19 protein-coding genes, 1 tRNA gene and 1 pseudogene are annotated in these 20,374 nt (G+C 72.5%); 18 read left to right on the top strand and 3 right to left on the bottom strand.

Going from position 1 to position 20,374, the window contains the following annotated elements; translation table 11 throughout:
• A pseudogene (locus OF850_RS13970) lies at positions 1-110 on the top strand (IS5/IS1182 family transposase); the annotation flags it as partial.
• 59 nt (positions 111-169) lie between these two features.
• Here OF850_RS13970 and OF850_RS13965 read toward each other — a convergent pair.
• Entirely contained in the window at positions 170-448 is a 279-nt protein-coding gene (locus OF850_RS13965) for a hypothetical protein (protein ID WP_301590842.1), read from the bottom strand.
• Between the two features lie 265 nt (positions 449-713).
• Between OF850_RS13965 and OF850_RS13960 the strand changes: the two genes are divergently transcribed.
• From OF850_RS13960 to OF850_RS13935, 6 genes are read left to right on the top strand one after another with little or no spacing between them, the layout of a single operon-like run.
• Positions 714-1,505, top strand: coding sequence for a VOC family protein (locus tag OF850_RS13960; RefSeq protein WP_301590841.1), 792 nt, complete (start codon positions 714-716; stop codon positions 1,503-1,505).
• The gene (locus tag OF850_RS13955) at positions 1,502-1,978 is read left to right on the top strand and encodes an L-2-amino-thiazoline-4-carboxylic acid hydrolase (RefSeq protein ID WP_301590840.1); all 477 of its coding nucleotides are present in this window, start codon (positions 1,502-1,504) and stop codon (positions 1,976-1,978) included. The genes OF850_RS13960 and OF850_RS13955 overlap by 4 nt, the downstream gene beginning before the upstream one ends.
• Positions 1,975-3,567 (top strand): ABC transporter substrate-binding protein, encoded by a 1,593-nt coding sequence (locus OF850_RS13950; RefSeq protein WP_301590839.1) that lies wholly within the window; start codon positions 1,975-1,977, stop codon positions 3,565-3,567. Before OF850_RS13955 ends, OF850_RS13950 begins: the two co-directional genes overlap by 4 nt.
• Before the next feature lie 3 nt (positions 3,568-3,570).
• Positions 3,571-4,542 carry an ABC transporter permease gene (locus OF850_RS13945; RefSeq protein WP_301590837.1) on the top strand — a complete coding sequence of 324 codons (972 nt, stop codon included), beginning with the start codon at positions 3,571-3,573 and terminating at the stop codon, positions 4,540-4,542.
• Complete coding sequence (locus tag OF850_RS13940; protein WP_301590836.1) at positions 4,542-5,375, top strand: ABC transporter permease; 834 nt, start codon at positions 4,542-4,544, stop codon at positions 5,373-5,375. Before OF850_RS13945 ends, OF850_RS13940 begins: the two co-directional genes overlap by 1 nt.
• Complete coding sequence (locus tag OF850_RS13935) at positions 5,372-6,961, top strand: ABC transporter ATP-binding protein (protein WP_301590835.1); 1,590 nt, start codon at positions 5,372-5,374, stop codon at positions 6,959-6,961. The genes OF850_RS13940 and OF850_RS13935 overlap by 4 nt, the downstream gene beginning before the upstream one ends.
• An 87-nt stretch (positions 6,962-7,048) precedes the next feature.
• Here OF850_RS13935 and OF850_RS13930 read toward each other — a convergent pair.
• A tRNA-Ala gene (locus tag OF850_RS13930) sits at positions 7,049-7,124 on the bottom strand.
• A 127-nt stretch (positions 7,125-7,251) separates the two neighbouring features.
• Between OF850_RS13930 and OF850_RS13925 the strand changes: the two genes are divergently transcribed.
• On the top strand, positions 7,252-7,998 hold the full coding sequence (locus tag OF850_RS13925; protein WP_301590834.1) for a CoA transferase subunit A: 747 nt from the start codon (positions 7,252-7,254) through the stop codon (positions 7,996-7,998).
• An 11-nt stretch (positions 7,999-8,009) separates the two neighbouring features.
• On the top strand, positions 8,010-8,648 hold the full coding sequence (locus OF850_RS13920) for a CoA transferase subunit B (protein ID WP_301590832.1): 639 nt from the start codon (positions 8,010-8,012) through the stop codon (positions 8,646-8,648).
• Between the two features lie 16 nt (positions 8,649-8,664).
• Here the strand turns inward: OF850_RS13920 and OF850_RS13915 are convergent, their stop codons facing one another.
• Positions 8,665-8,904: a hypothetical protein gene (locus tag OF850_RS13915; RefSeq protein ID WP_301590831.1), complete on the bottom strand. Its 240-nt coding sequence runs from the start codon at positions 8,902-8,904 to the stop codon at positions 8,665-8,667.
• A gap of 67 nt (positions 8,905-8,971) precedes the next feature.
• Here OF850_RS13915 and addA point away from each other — a divergent pair, with 67 nt between their 5' ends.
• The 9 genes from addA (at position 8,972) to OF850_RS13870 (ending at position 20,374) form a co-directional block, all read left to right on the top strand.
• Positions 8,972-12,433, top strand: a complete 3,462-nt coding sequence (gene addA / locus OF850_RS13910) for a double-strand break repair helicase AddA (RefSeq protein WP_301590830.1) — start codon at positions 8,972-8,974, stop codon at positions 12,431-12,433.
• Positions 12,434-12,487: 54 nt separating this feature from the next.
• On the top strand, positions 12,488-12,820 hold the full coding sequence (trxA, locus tag OF850_RS13905) for a thioredoxin TrxA (protein WP_301590829.1): 333 nt from the start codon (positions 12,488-12,490) through the stop codon (positions 12,818-12,820).
• Positions 12,821-12,898: 78 nt separating this feature from the next.
• Positions 12,899-13,348 (top strand): hypothetical protein, encoded by a 450-nt coding sequence (locus OF850_RS13900; protein WP_301590827.1) that lies wholly within the window; start codon positions 12,899-12,901, stop codon positions 13,346-13,348.
• Between the two features lie 55 nt (positions 13,349-13,403).
• A complete protein-coding gene (hrpB, locus tag OF850_RS13895; protein WP_301590851.1) occupies positions 13,404-15,812 on the top strand; it encodes an ATP-dependent helicase HrpB in 2,409 nt (802 codons plus the stop codon).
• Positions 15,813-15,959: 147 nt separating this feature from the next.
• Positions 15,960-16,703, top strand: coding sequence for an SDR family oxidoreductase (locus OF850_RS13890; RefSeq protein ID WP_301590826.1), 744 nt, complete (start codon positions 15,960-15,962; stop codon positions 16,701-16,703).
• A gap of 69 nt (positions 16,704-16,772) precedes the next feature.
• Positions 16,773-17,624, top strand: a complete 852-nt coding sequence (locus OF850_RS13885; RefSeq protein WP_301590824.1) for a fumarylacetoacetate hydrolase family protein — start codon at positions 16,773-16,775, stop codon at positions 17,622-17,624.
• Positions 17,621-18,367, top strand: a complete 747-nt coding sequence (locus OF850_RS13880) for an SDR family NAD(P)-dependent oxidoreductase (protein ID WP_301590823.1) — start codon at positions 17,621-17,623, stop codon at positions 18,365-18,367. Before OF850_RS13885 ends, OF850_RS13880 begins: the two co-directional genes overlap by 4 nt.
• Positions 18,348-18,692, top strand: a complete 345-nt coding sequence (locus OF850_RS13875; protein ID WP_301590821.1) for a hypothetical protein — start codon at positions 18,348-18,350, stop codon at positions 18,690-18,692. Before OF850_RS13880 ends, OF850_RS13875 begins: the two co-directional genes overlap by 20 nt.
• A 65-nt stretch (positions 18,693-18,757) precedes the next feature.
• Positions 18,758-20,374 carry a hypothetical protein gene (locus OF850_RS13870; RefSeq protein ID WP_301590820.1) on the top strand — a complete coding sequence of 539 codons (1,617 nt, stop codon included), beginning with the start codon at positions 18,758-18,760 and terminating at the stop codon, positions 20,372-20,374.

The following is a 20,374-nucleotide window of genomic DNA, read 5'->3' as shown; positions in this document are numbered from 1 at the left end:
GCTTCCGTCGTCTCGTCGTGCGCTACGAGCGTCGCGCCGACATCCACCTTGCCTTCGCCACCCTCGCCGCAGCTCTCGTCTGCCTTAGCCAAATCAAGCGGTTCTGTTAGATGCTTTTAGCGTTCCTCCTTGGAAGCCCCGCTGCCCAAAAGTGGGAGGCATCCGGAGATCAGCCGAATCGTCCCCACAGCGCGAGGCCTGCGGGAAGTGCGAGGAGCAGCGCAGCGAGGGCCAGCGAGCGGCCGGTCCACGCCATGACGAAGGCCGGCACGATGCACGCCGCGAGGAACGCGGCCGCGATCTGGCCGAGCGGTCGCGCGATTTGCCACGAGCGGTCCTCCATCAGCCCCCACCACACCAGGACGGCCGCGCCGCTCGCCTCTAGCACCGCCGTGAGCAGCAACGCCCGGCGCAACCACCGCCATGCGGCACTGGGCGGCGTGGTCACGGCCTGCTGTTCCAGCCCGACGCGGCCGGGGTGATGATTCGCGAGGCCAGGAGCCTGCTCGGAGATGTTCCGAACTGGCCGCCCCACGTCCTGACATCCGTGCCACAAGCCATGAACCGCGTCCCTTTCCTGGTCTCCCCTTGCCATGCTCCTGTACCAACGATTCTTCGACCGAATGCGCGATCCTTGCAGGGCGGCGCCGCCCGTTGCGCCGCCCGACCGTGCTGCCTAAGCTCGGCGGATCGCGCGCCGTGGGGGCCATTGGATGTTGGCGACGCTCTTGGGCCTGGACCATCTGGTGATCGCTGTGCGCGATCTCGACGCCGCGGCGGCGGAGTGGCGGGCGCTCGGCTTCACCGTGTCGCCGCGCGGCCTGCACAGCCCGCATATCGGCAGCGCCAACCACACCATGATGTTTGGCGAGGACTATCTGGAACTCCTCGGCGTTGTCGCGCCGCAGCCGCACAACGAAGCCCTCCGCGCCTTTTTGTCCGCCCGCGAGGGGCTGGAGCGCGCCGCCTTCACCACCACCGACGCGGCGGCGGGCGTCGCGGCGCTCCGGGCGCGCGGCCTCGCGGCGACGGGGCCCGTGGATTTCAGCCGCCCTGTCCCGCTGCCCGATGGCGGCGGGGCCGAGGCGCGCTTCACCGTCTTCCATTTCCCGCGCGAGGAGGCGCCGGCCGGGCTGCGCGTCTTCGCCTGCCAGCACCACACGCGCGACGCCGTCTGGGTGCCGACGCTGCAAAGCCATCCCAACGGCGTGACGCGCATCCTGTCCGCCCTTGTGGCGACGGAGGACCCGGCTGGGGCGGCCGCGCACCTCGCGCGGCTCATCGAGGGCACGGCGCGCAGGGACGGCGCCTTTCACCGCGTCGCCACCGGCCCCGGCCGTGCGGACATCGCCTTCGCGCCGCGTGCCGCCATCGCGGCCCTCGCCCGCTGCGCGGAGGAGGCGCTGCCGCTGGAGGGCGGGGCAGGCATGGTGCTGCCGACGCGCAAGCCGCGCCCGCCGGCTCTCGCGAGCGGTACGGCCATCATCTTCGAGGAGGCGGCATGACCGAATCCATGGGTATCTTGCAGCGCCGCCGCATCGAGGCGGAGATCATCAAGCCCCTCTACGAGGAGATGAAGGCGGCCTTCGGCGAGGAGGCGGCCAAGGCGGTGATCGAGCGCGCCGTGCGCAAGGCCGCGGTGAAGGCGGGCCAGGATTTCGCCGCGGCAGCGCCGGGCGGCGCCTCGCTGGAGAACTTCGCCGCCATCCAGCCCCTCTGGACCCAGGACGACGCGCTGCGGATCGAGACGCTGCGCCAGGATGGCGAGGTGATGGAATTCAACGTCACGCGCTGCCGCTACGCCGAGATGTACCGGGAAATGGGGCTGGGCGAGATTGGCCACCTTCTCTCCTGCAACCGCGACGCCACCTTCATCGAGGGCTACGAGCCGGGCATCGAGTTCCGCCGCACCCAGACCATCATGCAGGGCGCTTCGCATTGCGACTTCCGCTATCGCGCCAGGAGGCAAGAGCCATGACCGGACCCACCCGCCGCGAAACCTTCATCCTCGGCGCCGCCGGGCTGATCCCGGCCGCCGCCGTGGCGCAGGAGCAGCCGCGGCGCGGCGGCGTGATGACGGTGCATTTCGCGACCGAGCAGCGAATCCTCAACCCGTCGCTCCAGGCCTCCACGGGCGTCTACATCGTCGGCGGCAAGATCCAGGAGGCGCTGCTCGACCTCGACGCCGAGGGCAACCCGGTGGGCGTGCTGGCGGAAAGCTGGGAAAGCGCGCCGGACGGGCTGACGCACACCTTCCGCCTGCGACGCGGCGTCACCTGGCACGACGGGCGCCCCTTCACCTCGGCCGACGTCCAGTTCACGGCCATGGAGATGTGGAAGAAAGTCCTGAACTACGGGACGGAGCTGCAGCGCTTCCTTTCCGAGGTGCAGACGCCCGACCCGCACACCGCGGTCTTCAAGTACGAGCGGCCGATGCCCCAGGGGCTGCTGCTGCGCGCCCTGCCGGATCTCGGCTACATCTCTCCCAAGCACGTCTACGAGAACGGCGACGTGCGCCAGAACCCCGCCAACACCGCCCCGATCGGCACCGGACCCTTCCGCTTCGTCCAGTACGAGCGCGGCCAGTTCATCATCGCCGAGCGCAACCCGAATTATTGGCGCGACGGGATGCCTTATCTCGACCGCGTGGTGTGGCGCGTGGTGACGGACCGCGCCGCGGCGGCGGCCCAGATGGAGGCGGGGCAGATCCTGTTCAGCCCCTATTCCTCGCTCACCATCGCGGACATGCAGCGCCTCGGCCGCGACCCGCGCTTCGAGGCGACGACGCGCGGCAACGAAGGCAATGTCCGCAACAACACGCTGGAATTCAACTTCCGCAATCCCGTGCTGGCGGATGCGCGCGTGCGCAAGGCGATCGCCCACGCCATCAACGTGCCCTTCTTCATCGAGAACTTCCTCGGCCCCTTCGCCAAGGTGGGCACCGGGCCGATCCCCTCCGTCTCGACCGACTACTATCCCGGCGTCGTCGAGCCGCAGTACCGCTTCGACGCGGCGCTCGCGAACCGCCTGCTGGACGAGGCGGGGCAGCGCCGCGGCGCGGGCGGCGTGCGGTTCAACCTGCGCCTCCTGCCCGCGCCCTGGGGCGAGGACATCGCGCTGTGGTCCACCTTTATCCAGCAATCGCTGCAGCAGGTGGGCATCCGGATCGAGGTCGTGCGCAACGACGCCGCCGGCTTCCTGCGTGGCGTGTACAATGACTGGGCCTTCGACCTCGCCACCGGCTGGCACCAGTACCGCAGCGACCCCGCGGTCAGCACGACGGTCTGGTACCGCTCGGGCAGCCCGCGCGGCGCACCCTGGACGAACCAGTGGGGCTGGACCGACCCGCGCATCGACGGCATCATCGACCGCGCCGCGACGGAGGTGGACGCGGCGCGCCGCAAGGCCCTCTACGCCGATTTCGTGAAGGCGGTGCAGGAGGAGCTTCCGCTCTGGATGCCGATCGAGCAGATCTTCGTCTCGGTGTTCAACCGCCGCCTGCGCAACGTCGCCAACAACCCGCGCTGGGCCTCCTCCTCCTGGCACGATACCTGGCTGGCGTCCTGATCCTTGCGCGTCTTTCGCCTCGCATTCGGGCGCCTGCTCGCCTCCCTGCCGACCCTGGTGCTCATCCTGGTTGGCATGTTCCTGCTGCTCCAGCTCGCGCCGGGGGACACGGTGGATGCGCTGCTCGCCCAGATGGGTGGCGGCGACGCCCAGCTGGCGGAGGACCTGCGGCGCTTCTACGGGCTCGACCTCGGGATCGCGGCGCGGCTCGGCCAGTATCTCGGGCGGCTCGTCACGCTCGACCTCGGCTTCTCCGCGATCTACGGCAAGCCCGTGGCGACGGTGATCGTGGAGCGGCTGCCGGCGACGCTGCTGCTGATGGTCTCCGCCCTGTCCTTCGCCTTCTTCGCCGGCCTGCTCCTCGGCGTGGTCGCGGCGCGGCGGGTGAATCGCTGGCCGGACACGCTGATCTCCACGCTCGGGCTCATCTTCTACGCCACGCCCTCCTTCTGGTTCGGGCTGATGGCCATCGTGGTGTTCAGCGTCTACCTGCAATGGCTGCCGGCCGGCGGCTTCTCCGAGGTGGGGATGGGCTATACCGGGCTGACCGCCGTGCTGGACACGGCGCGCCACCTCGTCCTGCCGACGCTGACCCTGGGCCTCATCTTTCTCGCGATCTACCTGCGCATCATGCGCGCCTCCATGCTGGAGGTGCTGAGCCTCGACTTCGTCCGCACCGCCCGCGCCAAGGGCCTGACCGAGACGCGCGTGGTGGCGCGCCACGTGCTGCGCAACGCCATGCTGCCGATGGTGACGCTGATCGGCCTGCAGGCCGGAACCATGCTCGGCGGTTCGGTGGTGGTGGAGAGCGTCTTCGCCCTGCCGGGGCTCGGCCGCCTTGCCTATGAGAGCGTCGTGCAGCGCGACCTCAACACCCTGCTCGGCATCGTCTTCGTTTCCGCCATCCTGGTGATCGTGATCAACTTCCTCGTGGACCTGCTCTACGCGCGGCTCGACCCACGGATCGAGGCCTGATGCGGGCGCTGCGCGCCTATCTGCGCAGCCCGGCCGCCATCCTCGGCAGCCTGGTCGTGCTCGCGGTCCTGGGCATGGCGCTGCTGGCGCCGGTGCTTTACCCGAACGACCCGCTGGGCCTTGCCGGCCGACCGCTGCAATGGCCGGGGGCCAATCCGCGCTTCCCGCTCGGCACCGACCCGTCCGGGCGCGACATCGCCGCGCAGCTCTTTCACGGGGCGCGCATCTCCCTCCTCATCGGGCTGGTGGCGACGGGCATTGCGACCGCCGTCGGCATCGCGATCGGCGCGCTGGCCGGCTTCTATGGCGGCTGGGCGGACACGGTGCTGATGCGCGCCACGGAGGCGTTCCAGACCCTGCCGAACTTCCTTCTCCTCCTGGTCCTCGTCGCGGTGTTCGGCAGCACCCTCACGACCGTCACCGTCGCCGTGGGCGTCGTGTCCTGGCCGCCCGTCGCGCGGCTGACGCGCGCCGAGTTCCTGACGCTGCGCACGCGGGACTTCGTCCAGGCGGGACGCCTCCAGGGGCTGTCGGATGCGCACCTGATCCTGCGCGAGGTGCTGCCCAACGCGCTGCCACCCGTCATCGTCTATGCAAGCGTCGTGATGGCGGTGGCCATCCTGCTCGAAAGCGCGCTGGCCTTTCTTCAGCTTTCTGATCCCAACGTGCCGTCCTGGGGCAATTTGATCGGGCTCGGGCGCAACGTGCTTCGGACGGAATGGTACGTTTCGGCCATTCCCGGCGCGGCGATCCTGCTCACCATCCTCGGCGTGTCGCTCGTCGGCCAGGGCTTGAACGACGCGCTGAACCCCCGCCTCGCGAGCGGCCGTTGAAAGGGCTCTCGGTCGAGGGGCTGACGGTCCGCCTGCCGCCCGGCGCCGACCGCGCCTTCGCGGTGGAGGAGGTGTCGCTTTCCGTGGCGCCGGGCGAGATCCTCTGCGTCGTGGGCGAGAGCGGGTCGGGCAAGTCCGTCACCGCCTCCGCCGTGATGGGGCTGCTGGCGCCAGGGCTTTCCGTCACCGGTGGCCGCATGTCGCTGTCCGGGGAGGATCTGCGCGTGAAGACGCCGGAGGAGTGGCGCAGCCTGCGCGGACGGCGCATCGCCATGGTCTTCCAGGAGCCGATGACGGCCCTCAACCCGCTCATGACCGTGGGGCGCCAGATCGGCGAAACCTGGCGCACCCATCTCGGCCTCGACGCGCGCGAAGCGTCGCGGCGTGCGCTGGATGCGCTGCGCGAGGTGAACCTGCCCGACCCCGAGGGCGCGCTGCGCGCCTTTCCGCACGAGCTGTCGGGCGGGCAGCGCCAGCGCGTGATGATCGCCATGGCGCTGGCGCTCAACCCCGAGGTGCTGGTCTGCGACGAGCCGACCACCGCCCTCGACGTCACGACGCAGGCGCAGGTGATCGCGCTCATCAAGGAACTCCAGCGGCGCCACGGCACGGCCGTGCTGTTCATCACCCATGATTTCGGCGTGGTCGCGGAGATCGCGGACCGCGTCGCCGTCATGCAGCACGGCCGCGTGGTCGAGCAGGGCACGGCAAGCGAGGTGCTGACCGCCCCGCGCCACGCCTACACCCAGGCGCTGCTGGCGGCCGTGCCGGGAAGGAGCGCCCCGCCGCCGCGCGAGCTATCCTCCGACATCGTGCTGGAGGTGTCGGGGCTGACCAAGACCTACGCCTCCCGCAGGCTCTTCCGTCGCCGGAAGCCGGTCCGCGCCCTGGACAACGTGTCCCTCGCCCTGCGTCGCGGCTCGACCCTCGCGGTGGTGGGGGAGAGCGGGTCGGGCAAGTCCACCCTCGCGCGCTGCGTCGTCCGGCTGCTCGGGACCGATGGGGGGGAGGTGCGCGTCGCCGGTGCGCCGCTGCCGAAGGGGCGGCGCGCGGCCGCGGGCCTCGTGCAGATGGTGTTCCAGGATCCTTACGCCTCGCTCAACCCGCGCCGGACGGCGGGGGCGCAGGTGGCGCAGGGCCCGATCGCGACAGGAACGCCGCGCCGCGAGGCGATGGCCGAGGCGCGGCGGCTTTTCGGCCTGGTGGGCCTCGACCCCGAATCCGTCCTGCGCTTCCCTCACGAATTCTCCGGCGGGCAGCGCCAGCGCATCGGCATCGCGCGGGCGCTGGCCATGCAGCCTTCCGTGCTGGTGGCGGACGAGCCCGTTTCCGCCCTCGACGTTTCGGTGCAGGCGCAGGTGCTGGCCCTGCTGAGGGAGCTGCAGGGGCAGCTCGGCCTTTCCATCCTGTTCATCACCCACGACCTTCGCGTGGCCGCGCAGCTCTGCGACGAGGTGGTGGTGATGCGCAACGGCGTGGTCGAGGAGCAGGGACCCATCCGGGAGGTCTTCGAGGCGCCGCGCCACCCCTATACGCGCAGCCTGATCGAGGCGATTCCCGGCCGGCGGCTGATGGGCGTGCGCTAGGCTGCGGGACCCATGATAGGCGCGCCCGCGCGTGGCCGAGCGGCCGAAGCGCCCGGTTCGGCAAGGGTGCTATCTCAAGAGGAAACCTGGTGGAGCCAATCGGAATCGAACCGACGACCTCTTGAATGCCATTCAAGCGCTCTCCCAACTGAGCTATGGCCCCACAGGTGGGCGGGGCTATAGCCCCGACGCGCGGAGCCCGCAAGCCCACCCCGCGCTTCCTTTCGGGCCTTTCGCGCCGGCCGCCCCGCCGCTAGGTTCCCGCGCACCGGAACGGGACGAGGGTCAGAATGGGCAAGGTTTATCCCGACGCGACGGCGGCGCTGGCCGGGCTGCTGCGCGACGGCATGGTGATCCACTCGGGCGGGTTCGGCCTGTGCGGCATCCCCGACATGCTGATTGAGGCGGTGAAGGAAAGCGGGGTGAAGAACCTCACCGTCGTCTCTAACAACGCCGGCATCGACGACGTGGGCCTGGGCAAGCTGCTGCGCACCAAGCAGATCAGCAAGATGATCGCCTCCTATGTCGGCGAGAACGCGGAGTTCGCGCGGCAATTCCTGGCCGGGGAGCTCGAGATCGAGTTCAACCCGCAGGGAACGCTGGCCGAGCGCATCCGCGCCGGCGGCGCTGGCATCCCCGCCTTCTTCACCAAGACCGGCGTCGGCACCAAGGTCGCGGAGGGCAAGCCCACCGCCGAGTTCGACGGCGAGACCTACGTGATGGAGCGCGGCATCGTCGCCGATCTCGCCCTGGTGCATGCCTGGAAGGGCGACACGGAAGGCAACCTCGTCTACCGGCGCACCGCGCGCAACTTCAACCCCATGATGGCCACCGCCGCGACGGTGACGGTCGCGCAGGTGGAGCATCTGGTGCAGCCCGGCGAGATCGACCCCGACCACGTGGTCACGCCCGGCATCTACGTGAAGCGCATGATCGCTCTGCCTTCGGGCTACGAGAAGCGCATCGAGCAGCGCACCGTCCGCCCGCGCGGCGCCGCCGCCACGCCGGCTGCCGCCGGCACCGAGAAGCTGGCCTGAGGAGACACGACATGCCCTGGACGCGCGATGAGATGGCGGCCCGCGCCGCCCGCGAATTGCAGGACGGCTTCTACGTCAACCTCGGCATCGGCATCCCGACGCTGGTGGCGAACCACATCCCCGACGGGATGTCGGTCCAGCTGCAGAGCGAGAACGGCATGCTGGGCATCGGCGCCTTCCCCTTCGAGGGGGAGGAGGACCCGGACATCATCAACGCGGGCAAGCAGACCGTGACGATGCTGCCCACGACCAGCATCTTCAGCAGCGCGGACTCCTTCGCGATGATCCGCGGCGGACACATCGACTGCTCCATCCTCGGCGCACTCCAGGTGGCGGAGAATGGCGACCTCGCCAACTGGATGATCCCGGGCAAGATGGTGAAGGGCATGGGCGGCGCCATGGACCTCGTCGCCGGGGTGAAGCGCGTGATCGTGCTGATGGAGCACACGGCGGGCGGCAAGCCCAAGCTGCTGAAGCAGTGCACCCTGCCGCTCACCGGCCAGCGCGTGGTGGACATGGTCGTCACCGACCTCGCGGTCTTCTCCGTCGCCCGGCGCGGCGACACGGAGCTGCGCCTGGTCGAGATGGCGCCGGGCGTTTCCCTCGACGAGCTGCGCGAGAAGACCGAGGCGGAGTTCCTCGCCAACTGACCGCCCGGGGCGGGCGCTACTTCTCGTTGCGCAGCGCCTGCCCCGCGCCCGTCCCGGCGGCGTGGTCCTTCTCGGCCTTGCCCTGCGTGGCCTTGCTGGTCCCGTCGGTCGGGTTGCCTTCCGCCTCGGCGCGCGAGGTGGCGGGCTTCGGCTTGCCCGGCCCGTCCGTCGGGCTGGGGGCCACCCCGCCTTCGGTGACGTCGTCGCTCGCGGGAAGGTGGTTGCCCCGCACCAGCGGCTTCTCGTCCTGGCTCATCGCATCCTCCGTTGAATGGGGAGGAACCGCGTGGGCGTCCGCACGGTTTCCCCGCTAACCTCCCCCCATGCCGAATCCGCAAGCCCGGGACATCGCCGCCGAACGCCAGCGCCAGGCTTCGGACCCCGCCGTCTCGGCCTTCGTCACGGCCTCCGCCGGCTCGGGCAAGACCAAGCTCCTCACCGACCGGATCCTGCGCCTGCTGCTCGCCGGGGCGCGGCCGCAGGGGCTGCTCTGCCTCACCTTCACCAAGGCGGCGGCGGCGGAGATGGCGACGCGGCTCAACACGCGCCTCGGCGACTGGGCGGTGGAGACGGACGCGGCGCTGCTCGGCGACCTGCGCGCCCTGCTGGGCCGCGTGCCGGAGCCGGAGGAGGCCGCCCGCGCCCGCCAGCTGTTTGCAGAAGTGCTGGAACTGCCCGGCGGCATGCGCATCGCCACCATCCACGCCTTCGCGCAGTCGCTGCTGCGCGGCTTCCCGCTGGAAGCGGGCCTCGCCCCCGGCTTCTCCCTCCTGGAGGAGATGGACGCCGCCGCCGAACTCGCCGGCGCGCGCGAGGCGGTGCTGCCGGAAGCGGCGGAAGCCGCGCTCCTCGCCCCCCTCGCGGGCGGGGAGCAGCTGGCCCGGTTGATGACGGAACTTCGCGGCGCCGAGGCGCGGCTCACCGAGGCGGTCGCGCAATCCGGCGGGCTGGAAGGGCTGCTGGCGCGCATCGCCCGGCGCCTCGGCATCCCGGCGGGGATGGACGAGGACGGGCTGCTGCACGTGCTCACCCACCCGCCGGAGGAGGCGGCGATCGGGCGCGCCGCCACCACCCTGGCGAGCAGCCGCAACGGCAACGACGCCGAGCGGGGCGAGCAGATCCTGGGCTTCCTAGCCCGCGACGCCGAGGCGCGCGCCGCGACCGCCGCGGAGTGGGAGGCGATCTTCCTCACCGACAAGCGGCAGCCGCGCGCACGCCTGGCCACAAAGGACAGCGGCGACAAGGACGGCATCGAGGCGGTGCTGAAGCCGGAGGCCGCGCGCCTCGCCGGGCTTGTCGGTCTGCGCGCCGCCATCAACCTGTGGCGCGCCACGGGGGCGGCGCTGGGCCTCGCCCTGCCGGTGCTGCGCCGCTTCCGCGACAGCAAGGCGGTGCTGGGGCGCCAGGATTACGACGACCTGATCGCGGGTGCGCGGCGCCTGCTGGAGAATCCGGGCGCGGCCTGGGTGCTCTACAAGCTGGATGGCGGCATTGAGCACCTGCTGCTGGACGAGGCGCAGGATTCCAACCCCGAGCAATGGGGCATCGTCCGCGCCCTCACCAACGAGTTCTTCGCCGGGGAAGGGGCGGAGTTCCGCGGCCGCTCCGAGCGGACGGAGCTGCCGCGCACGATCTTCGCCGTGGGCGACGTGAAGCAGAGCATCTACGGCTTCCAGGGCGCCGACGCCGCCGGGCTGCCGCGGGCCCTGGACCAGTACGGGCGCGACATCCTGGCGGCGAAGGAGGCGTTCCGCGCCGTTCCGCTGGAGGTGAGCTTCCGCTCCGCCCCCGCCGTGCTGTCCCTGGTGGACGCCGTCTTCGCCGACGGGTCGGCGCGAGGCGGCGTGGTGGCGGAGGGCGAGGCGCTGCGCCACATCCCCGACCGCGCCGGGGCGGCCGGCCTGGTGGAGATGTGGCCGCTCCAGGCCGGCGGCGAGACGGAGGGCGCCCCCGCCTGGGACGTGCCGGGCGAGGCGCGCGACGAGACCGGCCCCGACGCCCGCCTGGCCGAGGCCCTGGCCGCCCGCATCCGTCACATGCTGGACCATGAGGTGCTGGAGGCGCGGCACGAGGGCGACCCGTCGCGCGGCCGCCGCATCCGCCCCGGCGACATCCTGGTGCTGGTGCGCCGCCGCAACGCCTTCGTCGGCCAGCTGGTGAAGGCGCTCAAGAACCAGGGCGTGCCCGTGGGCGGCGCCGACCGCATGGTGCTGATCGAGCAGATCGCCGTGCAGGACGTGCTGGCGACGCTGGACGCCATCCTGCTGCCCGAGGACGACCTCCAGCTCGCTGCCGCGCTGAAATCGCCGATCTTCGGGCTGGAGGAGGAGGATCTCTTCGCCCTGGCCTGGAACCGGGGCGGAAGCCTCCATGCCCGGCTGATGGCGCAGCGCGGCGCCGAGACGCCGATCGGCCGCGCCGCCGACCTGCTGGCCGCGCTGGAGGAACGCGCCGACCACGTGCCGCCCCACGCCCTCCTCGCCGAGCTTCTGGGCGAGCGGGGTGCGCGGGCGCGGCTGCTGGCCCGCCTCGGCCCCGATGCGGCGGACCCGCTGGACGAGCTGCTGAACGCCGCGCTGGGGCACGAGGCCGCGCATCCGCACGCGCTGCAATCCTTCCTTCACTGGCTGCGCCGCGCCGCGCCGGAGGTGAAGCGCCAGGCGGAATCCGGCGCCGACCAGGTGCGGATCATGACGGTGCACGGCGCCAAGGGGCTCCAGGCGCCCGTGGTGATCCTGCCCGACATCACCGGCAGCCGCCCGCGCGAATCCGGCCTGCGCTGGACGGCGGACGGGCTGCCGCTCTGGGCGCCGAAGCGCGAGGGCTTCGCCACGCCGGATTATGACGCCGCCGTGTCCGAGAGCGCGGCGCGCGAGGCGGAGGAGATGAACCGCCTCCTCTACGTCGCGCTGACGCGGGCGGAGGACCGGTTGCTGGTCTGCGGCTGGTATCGCGCCAAGCTGCCGGAGGATTGCTGGCACGCGCGCCTCCTCGCCGGGTTCCGCCGCCTGGGCGCGGAGGAGGCGCCTTTCGACCCGGAGGGCTTCGGCGCCCGCGCGGACGGGTTCGAGGACGCGCCGCTCCTGCGCCACGCGACGCCGCAGCGTGACCGCCGCCGCGACGAATCCCGCCCCGCGCGCGCCGAGGCGGAGGCGCTGCCCGCCTGGGCGCGGCTGCGCGCCACGCCAGCGGAGCCGGAGCCCATCCTCACCCCCTCGCGCCAGGACGACGAGGGCGAGGGGGACGGCCCGGCCCTGGCGCCGCATGGCGAGGGCGACCGGCGCGCGGCGCGGTTCCGGCGCGGCAACCTCGTCCACGCCCTGCTGCAATCGCTGCCCGGCCTTGCCCCCGGGCGGCGCGTGGCGGCGGGGGCGTCCTTCCTGTCCCGGCCCGCCCACGGCCTTTCGCCCCAACAGCAGACGGAGATCCTGCGCGAGGCGCTGGCGGTGATGGAGCATCCGGCGCTCCGCGCCGCCTTCGGCCCCGGCTCGCTGGCCGAGGCGCCGCTGGCCGCGCGGCTGCGCGGGCGGCTGGTGGCCGGGCAGGTGGACCGCCTCCTGCTCGAGCCGGGCTGCGTCACCATCCTGGACTACAAGACCAACCGGGAGCCGCCCGCGACCCCGGAGGAAGCGCCGGAGGCCTATCTGCGCCAGATGGCGGCCTATCGCGCCGTCTTGCGGCAGATCCATCCGGACAAGGCGGTGGAATGCGCCCTGGTCTGGACGGTGGGCGCGCGGGCCATGCCCTTGCCGCATGACCTCCTCGACCGTTTCGCGCCCGCTTGACCGCAGCCCCCTCCGACCCGACCTTCAGGGCAACCGAACGAAGGAACGCTTTCCATGAGCGAAGTGACCAAGGCCGTCAGCGACGAGACCTTCGAGGACGAGGTGCTGAAGGCACAGGGGCCTGTCCTGGTGGATTTCTGGGCCGAATGGTGCGGCCCCTGCCGCATGGTTGGCCCCATCCTGGATGAGATCGCCAAGGAGTATGCGGGCAAGCTGACGGTGGCGAAGGTCAACATCGACGAGAACCCGATGACCCCCACCCAGTTCGCGGTGCGCGGCATTCCGACCATGATCCTGTTCAAGGACGGCAAGCCGGTGGACACCAAGGTCGGTGCCGCTCCCCGCTCCGAGATGAAGGCCTGGGTGGAGCGCGGCATCGGCGCCTGACCCCGGGCGGAGGCATTCGCCTTCCCCCGCATCCATATTCGGTTGCATGGTGTTGTGTCCGCATGCGGAGATAGCACCATGCGCGAGTTCAAAGGCCGCCCGCCCGGTGCCGGGGCGGGCGACATGTCCCGGCTCACCGAGGCGCTGCGCCCCAGCATCGCCCTGACCCCACGCCAGGCGGGCGATGCCCGCCGGATGCGGCGCGAGGGCAAGGAGCCGCCCGAGATCGCTGCCCTGCTCGACGCCCCGGTGGACGAGGTGGAGAAGGCGCTGTGCCAGATGCGCATGCCGCGCCCCGAGACCACGCGCGGCACGCTGAACGTCACCCTGGCCGCCCATGCGGTGGTGATGCGCGAAAGGCAGGGCAACGAGCCGCTCTGGGTCACGATGGACCGGCTGCTGGACGAGCTGTTCCGCCTCCGCGCCGAGGCCGGGCAGCGGGTTTCGCCGCCCCGCCCCTCATCGCGCCGGCGCAGCGCGCCGGAAGCGCCGCTGCTGGACCTGCTGGGCGGCGCGCGGCGGCACTGACCGCCCGGCCCGTGGGCGGGCGGGCTCCCGTGCGGTAGGAACCGCACGGACCATGATGAACCCCGGAACCGACCTTCCCATCCAGGAGGCGCTGCCCGCCCTGCGCGACGCGCTGCGCGCCGGGCCCAACGCCGTGCTGGTCGCCCCGCCCGGCGCGGGCAAGACCACGGTCGCGCCGCTGGCGCTGATGGAGGAACCCTGGGCGGCGGGCGGCAAGCTGCTGGTGCTGGAGCCGCGCCGCGTCGCCGCCCGCGCCGCCGCGCGCCGCATGGCGGAATTGCTCGGCGAGGGCGCGCCGGGCGAAACGATCGGCCTCGCCACCCGGCTCGACCGTGCGGGCAGCGCGCGGACGCGGGTGGAGGTGGTGACGGAAGGGCTGCTGGTGCGGCGGCTGCAATCCGACCCCGGCCTCGAAGGCGTCACAGCGGTGCTGTTCGACGAGGCGCATGAGCGCCACCTCGACACCGATCTCGGCCTCGCCCTGTGCCTCGACCTGCAACGGGCATTGCGGCCGGAGCTTCGCCTCCTCGCCATGTCCGCCACGCTGGACGGGGCGCGCTTCACCGAGCTGATGGAAGCGCCGCTGGTGGAAAGCCGGGGTCGCGCCTTCCCCGTGCGCGTGGAGCACGCCAAGCGCGACATCGCCGAGCCGCGCGACCTGCCCGAGGCGATGGCTCGCGCCATCCGCGAGGTGATGGGCCGCGAGGGGGGCGACGTGCTGGCTTTCCTGCCCGGCTGGGGGGAGATCCGCCGCACCGCCGAGCGTCTGGGCGGGATGGATGCCGACGTGCTGCCGCTGCACGGCGAGTTGCCGCCTGCCGAGCAGGACCGTGCGCTGACCGCCGGCCCGCGCCGCCGCGTCGTGCTGGCGACCTCCATCGCCGAGACGTCGCTCACCGTCCCTGGGGTGCGGATCGTGGTGGATGGCGGGTTCCGCCGCACGCCGCGCCTGGATCCCGCGACCGGCCTGTCGCGCCTCGTCACCACCCGCATCTCCCGCGCCGCCGCCGAGCAGCGCGCGGGCCGCGCCGGCCGCACCGAGCCGGGCGTGGCCCTGCGGCTGTGGAGCGAGGCGACGCAGCGCGGCATGGCGCTGCAGGACCGGCCGGAGATGCTCGAAAGCGAGCTGTCCGGCCTCGTGCTCGACTGCGCCGCCTGGGGCGCCGCGCCTTCCGACCTCCTTTTCCCCGACCCGCCCCCCGCCGGGGCGGTGGAGGCGGCACGCGCCCTGCTGCGCGACCTGGACGCGCTGGATAGGGAAGGGCGCATCACCGCGATGGGGCGGCGCATGGCGCGGCTGGGCGCGCATCCGCGCCTCGCCCGCATGATGTGCGCGGTCGAGAACGAGGAGGAGGCCGCGCTGGCCGCCGAGCTCGCCGCGCTGCTGGAGGAGCGGGATCCGTTGAGGGGCCGCGAGCCGCCCGCCGACATCACGCTGCGCCTCGATCATCCCGCCGATAGCGACCCGGTGGCGCTGCGCGCCATCCGCCGCACCGCCGCGCTGCACCGGCGGCGGCTGGGGGTGCACGGCAATGTCCACGCGGCCGGCGATGCGGGGGCGCTGCTGGCCGCAGGCTTCCCCGACCGCATCGCCCTGCGGCGCGGCACCATGGATGGCGCCTTCCGCATGGCCTCCGGCCAGGGGGCGCGGCTGCCCGCCACCGACCCCTTGTCGCGCGAACGCCTGCTGGCTGTGGCCGACCTGGAGCTGAAGGGCACGGAGGCGCGCATCCGCATGGCGGCGCCGATCGGCTTAGCGACGCTGGAGGAGCGCTTTCCCGAGCGGTTCCGCGTGGAGGAAGGCGCTGCCTTCGACGCGCGCGCCGGGGCGGTGCTGGCGCGGCGGCGGCGGATGTTCGGCCCGCTGGTGCTGGAGGAAACCCCGCTGCCTTCCGCCGACCCGGAGGCGATGGCCCGCGCCCTGGCCGAGGCGGCGGCTGCGCGCGAGTTCCGCGACCTCGACTGGAGCAAGGCGGCGGAGCAGCTTCGCGCGCGCATCGCCCGGATGTGCGCCCTGGAAGGCGACCCCTGGCCCGAGGCGCTCACCGCCGATGCGCTGGCGCCGCACCTGTATGGGCTTTCAAAGCTGTCCGAGCTGAAGTCGCTGGACGTGGCGCAGATCCTGTTGCCGCACGATCTGCGCCGCCGCCTGGATGCGGAGCTTCCCGCGCGCATCGCCCTGCCGCAGGGCCGTTCCGCCGCCGTGGACTACGCGGCGGAGGTGCCGACGCTGGAGGCGCGGGCGCAGCACCTTTATGGCCTGTCCGCGCTGCCGCCGCTCGCGGGCGGGCGCGTGCCCTTGCAGGTGGCGCTGCTGTCGCCGGCCGGGCGGCCCATCGCCATCACGCGCGACCTCGCGGGGTTCTGGAAGGGCGGCTGGCTGGATGCGCGCAAGGACATGCGCGGTCGCTACCCGAAGCACGACTGGCCGGAGGACCCTGGCTCGGCGCTTGCGCCGAGCTAGGGTTTTGCTGTGCCCTCGGGCGCCGGGCGCCGCCTCCGGCCACTGGGCCTCGCCGCGCTTCGGCTTTGACGGACGGAGCCTGACCTTCGCAATTGACGCGCCCCTGCCTTCGCGGCGCAATGCGGGAAAGAGCGGGAGGGACCAGGGATGGCCGGCAGGCTGCAGGGCAAGCGCGTCTTCGTCAGCGCGGCGGGGCAGGGGATCGGCCGCGCCGCCGCGATCCTGATGGCGCAGGAAGGCGCGGACGTGCTGGCGACCGACCGGGACGTGGCGAAGCTGCGCGGACTGGAAGGCATCGAGACCCAGGGCCTCGACGTGCTGGACGACGCGGCGCTGCGCGACGCGATCACGCGCGGCGGGCCCTTCGACGCCATGTTCAACTGCGCGGGCTTCGTCCACCAGAACACGGCGCTGACCTGCACGGATGACGAGTGGGACTTCGCCTTCGCGCTGAACGCGCGCTCCATGTGGAAGGCGATGCAGGCGGCGTTGCCGGCGATGATCGAGCGCGGGCGCGGCTCCATCATCAACATGTCCTCCGCCGCCTCCTCCATCAAAGGGGCGCCCAACCGCTTCGTCTACGGCGCGAGTAAGGCGGCCGTGGTAGGCATGACGCGAGCGGCGGCGGCCGACGTGGTGAAGCAGGGCATCCGCGTGAACTGCCTCGCCCCCGGCACGGTGGAAACGCCCTCCTGGGAGGAGCGCGTGGCGGCGAATGCGGAGGAGGCGGGCGGGATGGAGCAGGCGCGCGCCGCCTTCGTCGCGCGCCAGGCCATGGGACGCCTCGCGCGGCCGGAGGAGATCGCCTCGCTGATCGTATATCTCGCGAGCGACGAGAGCGCCTTCATGACCGGGCAGGCGGTGGTGATCGACGGCGGCTGGACGCTGTAGCGCCCCGCCCCTTCAACGCCGCTGCGTTCGCCCCTAGGCTCTTCTCACCAAATCGGGAGAGGGAACTCCATGAAGCTCTTGCGCTACGGCCCCAAGGGGAAGGAAAAGCCGGGTCTTCTCGACGCCTCGGGCGCGATCCGCGACCTGTCGGGCGTCTGCGCCGACATCGCGGGCGAGGTGCTCTCGCCCAACGGCCTCGCGAAGCTGGCCAAGCTGGATCCGAAGACCTTGCCGAAGGTCGAGGGCAATCCGCGCCTCGGCCCGCCCGTCTCGGGCTTCACGCAGCTGATCTGCATCGGGCTGAACTATGCCGACCATGCGGCGGAGACGGGCGCCGACATCCCCAAGGAGCCGATCGTCTTCCTCAAGGCCAATGGCGCAATCAGCGGCCCGAACGACGACATCGTGATTCCCAAGAACAGCTCCAAGACCGACTGGGAGGTGGAGCTGTGCATCGTCATCGGCTCCAAGGCCACCTGCGTGGGCGAGGAACAGGCGCTGGACCACGTCGCCGGCTACGCCACGGGCAATGACGTGAGCGAGCGCGAATGGCAGATCGAGCGCGGCGGCGCCTGGGACAAGGGCAAGGGCGCCGACACCTTCGGGCCCGTCGGCCCCTGGCTCGTCACCAAGGACGAGGTGCCGGACCCGCAGGCGCTCGACCTGTTCTGCGAGGTGGACGGCACCATGCGGCAGAACGGAAGCACCAAGACCATGATCTTCGGCGTGAAGACCATCGTCTCCTACGTGTCGCACTTCATCACGCTGCACCCGGGCGACATCATCTTCACCGGCACGCCGCCCGGCGTCGGCCTCGGCGTGAAGCCCAGTCCGGTCTTCCTGAAGCCGGGACAGACGCTGCGCCTCGGCGTGCATGGCCTGGGCGAGCAGCGCACGCGCACCGTCGCGTATTCCGGGTGACGCGGCGCGTTCTCATCACCGGCGCCTCGTCGGGCATCGGCGCGGCGACGGCGCGTCGCCTCGCCGCGCCGGGCGTCGCCCTCGTCATCCACGCCCGCTCCAACGAGGCGGGCGCGGTTTCGGTGGCGAAGGAGGCCCGTGCCAAGGGCGCGGAGGCGCATGTCGTCCTGGCCGACCTGTCCGATCCGGAGGCCCCCGCCGGGCTGGTGGAAGCGGCGGCGGAACGCTTGGGCGGCCTCGACGCGGTGGTGAGCAACGCAGGCTTTGCCGACCGCACCCCGGCCAGCGACCTGTCGGACGCGGCGCTGGCGCGGAGCCTGGACACGATCCTCTGGGCTTTCCTGCGCCTCGCCCGCGCCGCCGGGCCGCATCTGCGGCGGGGCACGCAGGGGCGCCTCGTCGCCGTGTCCTCCTTCGTGGCGCATCTGTACCGCCACGACGCGCACAACTTCCCGGCCACCGCCGTCGGCAAGCTGGGGGTGGAGGCGCTGCTGCGCACCCTCGCGATGGAATGGGCGCCCGAGGTGACGGTGAACGCCGTCGCCCCCGGCTACACCCAGAAGGACCCCGGCGCCCACGCCGCGTATTCGGAGGAGCAGCGCCAGGCCCTCGTCGCCAAGGTGCCGATGCGCCGCCTGGGCACGCCGGAGGAGATGGCAGCGGCCATCACCTTCCTGCTCGGCGAGGAGGCCGGCTACGTCACCGGCCAAGTGATCCACGTGAATGGCGGCCTCGTCGTCTGAGGGCGGGCCGCCCGTCACCCCGGACGGGCGCTACATCGTGGTGCGGGGGCGGCTGTGGCGCCGCGCCAACCCCCATCTGCCGGGGGAAGAGCGCGAAGCCCTGGTCCGCGCCCTGATGGCCGCGCGACGGGCGGTGGGCGCGGCCCGCCGCGCCGGCGACCGCGACGCCCTTGCCAAGGCAGGCTCGGCGGTCCATGCCGCCAAGGTGGCTCTGGGAGAGCGTGGGCCGGTCTGGTGGCAGGATGGCGACCGCGACTGGAACCGCGTCATGGCGCGGAACTCTCCCTATGCCGAATGGTTCGCGGCCGCCGTGGGGCAGGAATAAGGCAGGCTGCGACATCCGCCTTCGCGGAGAGTTTTCAGGCGGAGCCAATCCATTAGGGAGAAGAGGTGAACTCCGTTTCCGGGCCGGCCCGCTCCGGCCTCCCTTTCCATTTCCATTCCGGTTCGGACGCCGCCGTGCCCCATGCCGGCTGGCGGCGCGCCCGCGCGGCGGTGCTAGGCGCGTTGCGGCCCGGGCAGCCTGTGCTGCTGCTCGGCCAGCCCGGCGCAGGCAAGACGCTGCTGCTGCGGGAGGTTGAGCGCGCCCTGCGCGAGGAAGGCCGTCCGGCGCAGCTCCACGAGCACGCCCTCACCGCCGAGCCCGATGCCCCCGGCACGGTGCGGCTGCTGGACGAGGCGGATGGGCTGGACGACGCGGCGCTGCGCGAACTGGGCGAGGGCGGGCCGGTGGTGCTGGCGGCGCTGCCTGGCTTCGCCGCGCGGCTGGAGGCGCTGGGGCTGCCCTCCTCCGTTGTGCCCCTGCCGCCGCTTTCCCCCGACGATGTGGGCGAGTTCGTCGCCGCGCGGCTGGAGGCGGTGGGCGAGCCGCCCGACCTGTTCGAGCCGGAGGCGATCGAATCGCTGGCCCTGCATGCGCGCGGCCTGCCCCGGCTGGTGGCGACCCTGGCCCAGGGTGCAATGTTCATCGCGCGGATGGGCGGCGCGGCGCGGGTCGGCCCCCATCACGTGGAGTCTGCGGATGCGATGCGCTCCGGCGGCCCTGCCCCCGTTCCGTCGGAGCCCGAGCCCGCACCGCCGCCCGAGCCGCCGCCACCCCCCGCGCCGGAGCCCGAGGCTCCGCTGCCTGGACCCCCGCCGCCCGAGCCGGTTGCCGCCCCGGTGCTGCGCCGGGAAGTCGCCTCGCCGGAGGCCGTGCCGCCCTTCGTTGTCGCCGATGCGCCCCTGGCCGCGTCACGCCCGTCCCCACGGCGGACACGGTCCCGGCGCCGCGTCTGGCCGTGGTTGCTGCTCCTGCCGCTGCTGCTGCTGGCCGCGCTGGTCGCCCTGGGTTGGGAATTGTCCGGCCGTCCGCTGCCTTCTTTCGGGGCCGGGCCGCCCGCCCGACCTGCCCCGGCCCGGGAAGCGGCGCCGGCCCCTGATGCGCCGGTCCCCGCCGCTCAAGCCCCGATCGCTTCAGAGCCCGTTGCGCCGGCTCCCGTGGCGCCGCCCCCTCTCGCGCCGGATCCGGCCACGCCCGTCCCCGCCGCGCGGCCACCTGCCGCATCGGCCCCCGTTGCGCCAGCCCCTGCTGCCCCGCCATCGGCCCCTCCCGGTGCGGCGCCCGCCGCACCGGGAGGAGGCCCGGGCTCGGCCGCCTCCCCGCCAGTGACGCCCTCCGTCGAGCGGGCCGGCAGCTTCCGCGGCTCCATCTTCAACGAGACGCTGGGACGCGGCGGCCGGCTGCGGCTGGTGGTGCGCCCGGACGGGGAGGGGGGTGCGGTGACGGTGCGCTTCGAGGCTTCGGCCGGGCTGGTCGGATCGGGCGAGCTTCAAGGACGGCTGGCCCCGGATGGCCGCCTTGTCGCCTCCGGCACGCTGATGATGGGGCGCAACCCCCATGTGACCGAGTTGGAAGGGCGCATCGCCGGCAATCAGCTCACCGGCACGGCGCGCTACGCCCGCGTGCCCGGCCCGGGCATCCGTGCCGGCCGAACGGAAGGCACCTTCCGCCTCCTGCGCGACTGA

Origin of the sequence: Sabulicella glaciei (assembly GCF_026183895.1) — a bacterium.
Taxonomy (GTDB): domain Bacteria; phylum Pseudomonadota; class Alphaproteobacteria; order Acetobacterales; family Acetobacteraceae; genus Roseococcus; species Roseococcus glaciei.
The sequence above is the reverse complement of the archived record's forward strand: the minus strand, read 5'-3'. Positions and strand labels throughout refer to the sequence as shown.

Excerpts from the sequence above, each read along its gene's own strand:
- OF850_RS13960 (WP_301590841.1), top strand. The coding sequence starts at position 714 with ATGTTGGCGACGCTCTTGGGCCTGGACCATCTGGTGATCGCTGTGCGC.
- OF850_RS13955 (WP_301590840.1), top strand. The coding sequence starts at position 1,502 with ATGACCGAATCCATGGGTATCTTGCAGCGCCGCCGCATCGAGGCGGAG.
- OF850_RS13950 (WP_301590839.1), top strand. The coding sequence starts at position 1,975 with ATGACCGGACCCACCCGCCGCGAAACCTTCATCCTCGGCGCCGCCGGG.
- OF850_RS13940 (WP_301590836.1), top strand. The coding sequence starts at position 4,542 with ATGCGGGCGCTGCGCGCCTATCTGCGCAGCCCGGCCGCCATCCTCGGC.
- OF850_RS13925 (WP_301590834.1), top strand. The coding sequence starts at position 7,252 with ATGGGCAAGGTTTATCCCGACGCGACGGCGGCGCTGGCCGGGCTGCTG.
- OF850_RS13920 (WP_301590832.1), top strand. The coding sequence starts at position 8,010 with ATGCCCTGGACGCGCGATGAGATGGCGGCCCGCGCCGCCCGCGAATTG.
- OF850_RS13915 (WP_301590831.1), bottom strand. The coding sequence starts at position 8,904 with ATGAGCCAGGACGAGAAGCCGCTGGTGCGGGGCAACCACCTTCCCGCG.
- addA (WP_301590830.1), top strand. The coding sequence starts at position 8,972 with ATGCCGAATCCGCAAGCCCGGGACATCGCCGCCGAACGCCAGCGCCAG.
- trxA (WP_301590829.1), top strand. The coding sequence starts at position 12,488 with ATGAGCGAAGTGACCAAGGCCGTCAGCGACGAGACCTTCGAGGACGAG.
- OF850_RS13900 (WP_301590827.1), top strand. The coding sequence starts at position 12,899 with ATGCGCGAGTTCAAAGGCCGCCCGCCCGGTGCCGGGGCGGGCGACATG.
- hrpB (WP_301590851.1), top strand. The coding sequence starts at position 13,404 with ATGAACCCCGGAACCGACCTTCCCATCCAGGAGGCGCTGCCCGCCCTG.
- OF850_RS13890 (WP_301590826.1), top strand. The coding sequence starts at position 15,960 with ATGGCCGGCAGGCTGCAGGGCAAGCGCGTCTTCGTCAGCGCGGCGGGG.
- OF850_RS13885 (WP_301590824.1), top strand. The coding sequence starts at position 16,773 with ATGAAGCTCTTGCGCTACGGCCCCAAGGGGAAGGAAAAGCCGGGTCTT.
- OF850_RS13875 (WP_301590821.1), top strand. The coding sequence starts at position 18,348 with ATGGCGGCCTCGTCGTCTGAGGGCGGGCCGCCCGTCACCCCGGACGGG.